Origin of the sequence: Testudinibacter crocodili (genome assembly GCF_006228025.1) — a bacterium.
In the GTDB taxonomy this organism is placed as follows: Bacteria; Pseudomonadota; Gammaproteobacteria; order Enterobacterales; family Pasteurellaceae; genus Chelonobacter.
The window spans coordinates 1-3,201 of record NZ_VDHF01000109.1 but is presented as its reverse complement, the minus strand read 5'-3'; the positions used below and the strand labels follow the sequence as shown (position 1 = coordinate 3,201).

The window sequence follows — 3,201 nt, the reverse complement described above, 5'->3', positions numbered from 1 at the left end:
GTAAGTAGAATATTATGAAATTCTTGTTATAAAGCGTTATAAGAATTTCGGTTAGAATAGGATAGATATCCTATTAATTTAATTATTTATTGCAAAATCTGCAGCCATTTGCTCGATAGGTAGAGCATCTTTATAACGCTGAATAAAGTTTTCATAGCCTCTTACCCATTCGGCATCTGGATTTGCTACGTTATCTTCAGTATTAGAGAAGATAATTTGATCCAAGTACCCTGTTAAAGAAAGTTGTGTTTGTTGAGTATAAGCTGCCAATAATGCAATTCCCCAAGCACCTCCTTCACTTGCAGTTTCCAATAAAGCAACCGGGACATTGAGTGCTGCGGCTAAAATACGTTGTGCAATATCTTTGCTCTTGAACAAACCTCCATGAGCAAAGATTTTTTCAATTTCTACATTTTCTTTTTTAGTTAATGTATCCATTCCTAACTTCATTGCACCAAATGAAGTGTATAGTTGTACAAGGACGAAGTTTGCTAAAGAAAACTTTGCGTTGGCTGGATGTAAGAACAATGGACAACCAGTTGTTAGATCTACTCCATGCTCTCCTGAATAAAAGCAGTAAGACAGTAATCCACCACCGTCAGGATTTGCCTCCAAAGCTTTATCAAATAACTTTCCGTATAGCTGTTCCATACTGAAGTCAACATTAAATGTATGTAGTATTTCACCAAAAAGTTGGAACCACGCATTAAGATCAGAACTGCAATTTTGGGAATGAGCCATTGCAACAAGTTCTCCTGCCGGAGTTGTAACCATGTCAAGGTCTCTATAAACTTTAGATAGTGGCTTTTCGAGTACCACCATAGCAAAAGCAGAAGTACCAGCCGAGACATTACCGGTTTTTACTTTAATGCTATTGGTTGCCATCATGCCTGTTCCTGCGTCACCTTCAGGAGGGCAGAGTATACAACCAGCTTGTAAATTACCGCTAGGATCAATGAGCTTTGCTCCTCTTTCAGTTAAGATTCCGGCATTATCACCAGCTAGTAATACATTAGGTAAAATGTCTTCAAGTTGCCATGTGAAGCCTTTATCACTAATTAATTGATTGAAAATATTGGTCATGGCAATATCGTAATCTTTGATTCCTGAATCAATGGGGAACATTCCCGAAGCATCACCGATGCCCAATACTTTTTTTCCAGTCAATTGCCAATGTACATAACCAGCTAATGTTGTGATGTAGGCTATATTTTGGGTATGAGATTCCTGATCTAATATGGCTTGATATAGATGCGCGACACTCCAGCGTTGTGGAATATTGTAATGTAACAACTCGGTTAATTGATCCGCAGCAATAGCTGTGGTGTTATTCCGCCAAGTTCGGAATTCACACAACTGGCGCTCTTGGCTATCAAAAGGTAAATAACCATGCATCATTGCACTAATGCCTATGGCAGAAAGGCGCTTTATTACCACTGCGTATTTTACTTGAACGTCCTTACATAGATCCTGATAGCTTTTGGCTATACCCGCCCAGACCTCATCTAGTGGATATGTCCAGATACCATTGACAAAGTGGTTTTCCCACTCAAAACTACCTTTTGCTAGAATATTCCCATTTGTATCAATTAATACGGATTTAATTCGTGTGGAACCTAATTCGATACCTAAATAGGTTTGACCATCTTCAATCAATGACTTTACATTGGTATGCATATTCCCCCCTCAAAAATTTATTCTCAAGAATTATAGAGTGCTCTATCATTCTTTATGTTCATTTGTCGAGATTCCTTAGAAGCATGTAAATGCACCATCAATGATAAAATCAGAACCGGTAGTGAAAGTACTCGTATCACCAGCAAGATATACGCAAATAGCTTGTAATTCTTCAGGTGTTCCCATACGGTGTAATGGAGCAATTGCATTCCATTCTTTGATTAATGGTTGGAGATCTTTTGAATTCAAAGTGAGTTCAGTACCGATATAACCAGGACTCAAACTGTTTACACGAACATTATGTTTTGCCCACTCAATAGCTAGTGATTTGGTTAGTTGGATGACGCCGGCTTTTGATGCATTGTAGGCACATTGCGGTTGTGGCACATTAACAATATGGGCGGACATTGATGCTGTATTAATTATGGAGCCGCCTGTACCTTGTTCTATCATCAGTTTTCCCGCTGCTTGCGCAGTTAAAAATACGCCAGTTAGGTTCACATTGATTACCTTAGACCATTGTTCTAGCGTCATATCTTCCGCAGGGATATTCAAACAGATACCAGCATTACAGAAAGCAATATCTAATTTGCCAAACTCTTGCTTAATTACGTCGATCAAATTATTAATGCTAGCTTGGTCTGTTACATCGGTTTTTACTGCCAGCGTACGAACACCTTCGCGATCTGCAATTTCAATAGCTGTTTTTTCTGCCTCGATAAGATCAAAATCAGCAATTACTATATTGGCACCAGCTTGTGCAAACGCAATTGCAACACTTTTCCCAATGCCACGCGCACCACCTGTGATAAATGCAGTTTTCCCGGTTAATTTCATTTTTTCTAAAATACTCATAAGTGCTCCTTTGTGTAAATTATCATGATAGGTAAATATACTTTATTAAAGCTATTTTTGTTAAGTGGATTTAACTTAATCCTTCCTAAATGTTTTTGCAATAGACTTTTATAAAATAACCTTGCAAAAGGATGGTTTTGCATTCGTTCTGTGATATAGTTCACGAAATTGTTAGTATGTTTACAAGAAGAGACTAATATGAACGCCGTTTTGGATGTAAAGTTAAATAATTATCAAAATATTTATAAATTATTTTTTTTGCATCACCAGTTGTCTAAGCCCCAGATTGTTCGCTTACTTAATTTGAGCCTACCTACAGTAACAAATAATATTACTAGATTGGAATCTGAGGGAAAAATAATCGCACAAGGTTTTTTACAATCTGAAGGGGGTAGACCGGCGATAGCATATAAATTAGTTGAAGATGCATTTATTTCTATTGGTGTTGAAATTCAAGAAAAAATAGTTAAATGTATCGCCATTAATTTAAAAGGTGATATTTTACAACAAAACAAAACAGACCTTATTTTTAAAAATAATAATAAATATGTTGAAAAATTAACTCATCATGTTTCTAGCTTCATAGAAAATATTGGATATAATATTGAGCGGATTTTAGGCGTCGGAATTTCAATTCAAGGAATCGCAGATAAAAATCGGAAATCTGTG

General features: G+C 36.7%; 2 protein-coding genes and 1 pseudogene. 1 reads left to right on the top strand and 2 read right to left on the bottom strand.

Translation table 11 applies throughout. The features are described from left to right. Positions 1–78: 78 nt before the first annotated feature. Both FHQ23_RS11025 and FHQ23_RS11020 read right to left on the bottom strand, forming a co-directional pair. Positions 79–1,677: a xylulokinase gene (locus FHQ23_RS11025; protein ID WP_139614370.1), complete on the bottom strand. Its 1,599-nt coding sequence runs from the start codon at positions 1,675–1,677 to the stop codon at positions 79–81. Positions 1,678–1,752: 75 nt separating this feature from the next. Further along, on the bottom strand, positions 1,753–2,532 hold the full coding sequence (locus tag FHQ23_RS11020) for an SDR family oxidoreductase (RefSeq protein WP_139614369.1): 780 nt from the start codon (positions 2,530–2,532) through the stop codon (positions 1,753–1,755). A gap of 198 nt (positions 2,533–2,730) precedes the next feature. Here FHQ23_RS11020 and FHQ23_RS11015 point away from each other — a divergent pair. After that, a pseudogene (locus FHQ23_RS11015) lies at positions 2,731–3,201 on the top strand (ROK family protein); the annotation flags it as partial.

Coding starts and splice junctions, on each gene's coding strand:
- FHQ23_RS11020 (WP_139614369.1), bottom strand. CDS start 2,532: ATGAGTATTTTAGAAAAAATGAAATTAACCGGGAAAACTGCATTTATC.
- FHQ23_RS11025 (WP_139614370.1), bottom strand. CDS start 1,677: ATGCATACCAATGTAAAGTCATTGATTGAAGATGGTCAAACCTATTTA.